This window comes from Alcanivorax sp. HI0083 (assembly GCF_001635175.1).
In genome coordinates this window covers 1-2,436 of record NZ_LWFX01001212.1, presented here as the reverse complement: position 1 = coordinate 2,436, position 2,436 = coordinate 1, and the positions used below count along the sequence as shown (strand labels likewise).

The 2,436-nt window shown below is 57.4% G+C and carries 2 protein-coding genes; one reads left to right on the top strand and one right to left on the bottom strand.

Annotated elements, in window-relative coordinates; genetic code table 11:
• Positions 1 to 122 precede the first annotated feature (122 nt).
• Positions 123 to 1,523 carry a PLP-dependent aminotransferase family protein gene (locus tag A3754_RS17605; protein ID WP_063520746.1) on the top strand — a complete coding sequence of 467 codons (1,401 nt, stop codon included), beginning with the start codon at positions 123 to 125 and terminating at the stop codon, positions 1,521 to 1,523.
• 130 nt (positions 1,524 to 1,653) lie between these two features.
• Here the strand turns inward: A3754_RS17605 and A3754_RS17600 are convergent, their stop codons facing one another.
• Complete coding sequence (locus A3754_RS17600; RefSeq protein ID WP_063520745.1) at positions 1,654 to 2,085, bottom strand: DUF3332 family protein; 432 nt, start codon at positions 2,083 to 2,085, stop codon at positions 1,654 to 1,656.
• Between the last annotated feature and the right edge of the window lie 351 nt (positions 2,086 to 2,436).

Here is a 2,436-nt window from a genome sequence, read left to right as displayed (position 1 = left end):
CAGACTAGATGGACAACGCATGCCAATACAGATATAAGAAAATAATATTGAAGCGGTACAGATTGTAAGGATAGTAATCTGTACTGGTTGTTATGCGAAAAACTGTATCGGGTATTTATCTCATGACGTTGTATCAAAGCCTGGCGGATCGTCTGCAGGTCCTGATCCGGGATCAGGTGTACCCGGTGGGCAGTCGCCTGCCCGGGGTGCGGGTGCTGGCGGAGCAGCAACAGGTCAGTGTGTCCACGGCGGTGAATGCCTGCCGGGAGCTGGAGCAGCGTGGTGTGCTGGAAGCCCGTCCGCGATCCGGTTACTACGTGCGCCAGCCGCCGGTGGTGCGCGAGGCCCCCCGGGTGACCACGGCAAGTCGGCGGCCGCGACGGATTACCGGCCAGGAGCGGGTGCTGCAGATATTGCAGAGTGTGAATAACCCGTCGGTGGTGAACCTGGGAGCGGCGGTGCCGGCGCCGGAATATATGCCGGTGGCTACCATGGAAAGGATGTTTCACAGCGTGCTGCGTGAAGAACGACGTCGCTGTGTGGGCTATGCCTTTCCGCCCGGGGCGCCGGAGCTGTGCACCCAGGTTGCCCGGCGGCTGGCGGGGCTGCAGTGTGAGGTGAGCCCGGAGGATGTGCTGATTACCAATAGCTGCCAGGAATCCGTGGCCATTGCGCTCAAGCTGACGACCCAACCCGGCGACACCGTGGCGATTGAATCGCCCACCTATTATGGCCTGTTGCAGGTGATCGATTCGCTGGGCCTGAAGGCACTGGAAATTCCCACCGACCCGGTGGAGGGGATTTCCCTGGAAGCCCTGACCCTGGCGCTGGACCGGTGGAAAGTTTCGGCCTGTGTGGTGGTGTCGAATTTTTCCAATCCGCTTGGGGTCAGGCTTTCCGACGCACGCAAACAGGCCCTGTTGGCGTTGTTGTCGAAGCACAAGGTGCCGTTGGTGGAAGATGATATCTACGGGGATCTGCCGCTGAGCGGACCCCGACCTCGCCCGGTGAAGAGCTGGGATAAAAATGGTTTGGTGTATTACTGTTCGTCTTCGTCAAAAACCCTGTCTGCAGGCCTGCGGGTGGGGTGGCTGGTGGCGCCGGAGCGTCATCGGGAAAAGGCCCAGCATCTGCAATTCATCAATACGGTATCGGTGGCCACACCCTCACAGCTGGTGCTGGCACGCTATCTGGAACGCGGCCATTACGACCGGTTTCTGCGCCAGCTGTGCGGTGAGCATGCGCGGGGTGTGGCAAGAATGACCGAGCGGGTGACGCAGTTGTTTCCGCAACAGACCCGGGTGAGCCGGCCTGCGGGAGGGTTCGTGTTGTGGGTGGAATTGCCGGGAGAAGTGGATACCACGGAGCTGATGGAAAAGGCACTGGAAGCCGGGGTGAGTTTTGCGCCCGGCTCGTTATTCTCCGCCTCCGGAAAATTCGCCAACTGTCTGCGGCTGAATTGCGCCGTGAAGTGGGACAACCGGGTGGAGCAGGCGCTGGTGACCTTGTCGCGGTTGTTGTAGCGGCGGAATGGAAGGTTGCTTTTAGCTACGAGCTACGAGCTACGAGAAGCTAAAACCGGTTTTGCATTTCGCTTCTCGTAACTCGCTTCTCGGTTTTTTTATGCCTTCGGCGACAACGCCTGGGTTTGGCTTACATCATCACCGAGCCAAGCACTTCGCGCTTGTCGTCCTGCACTTTGATGACCTTCCCGTCCTGTTTGATCAGGGTGTAGCTTTCCTCAGCGGCCACCACGGTGATGGAGCCGTCTGCGTGGTAGGTCAGTTCGGCTTCATTGCCCAACCCGTCGGTCACGGTCTCGGTGGTCCCTGCGACCTTGGCGCCTTCCTTGCTGATCGGGTTGGTGCCAGTCCAGAACTCGATGGAGTTAAAAATGATGATGTCGCCAAGCAACGACAGGCCGTAAACCGGCACCCACCAGAACACAAAAGAGATGCCCTGGTTGACGAATTTGTTGTTGGTGGCGGTGGCATTCCAGTCCTGGACAGTATCGAACAGGGCGTTCTGACCAAGACAACCGGTCAGCAGAGCGGCAGCAGATGCACTGGCGAGAATTTTCTTCATCGGACTCTCCTTGAGTTGGGTGAATTCATTATTGCTGTCATTCAGCGGTAAGGAAAAGCAGTTGAAAGTTGATAGTGGAAAGTTGACAGCGACGCGATAAGAGGTCGGTTTAGACCTAAACGCAAGAGGCCGCGCCCAAACTTTGGATGCGGCCTCTTTACTTTCAGATCAATTCCACGCTTTTCCGCGTAGCTGTCAACTGTCAATTATCCACTATCAACTGATCCTTACTCGCTCTCCATCTCCGCCAGCTCGTCTTCAAAGAAAAACTTGTCTTCGCCGAAGGCCGGTTCCAGATGGTTGAGCCAGGTGGCTTCCTCGTTGTACTTGGCGAAGAAGGGACGCTGAACC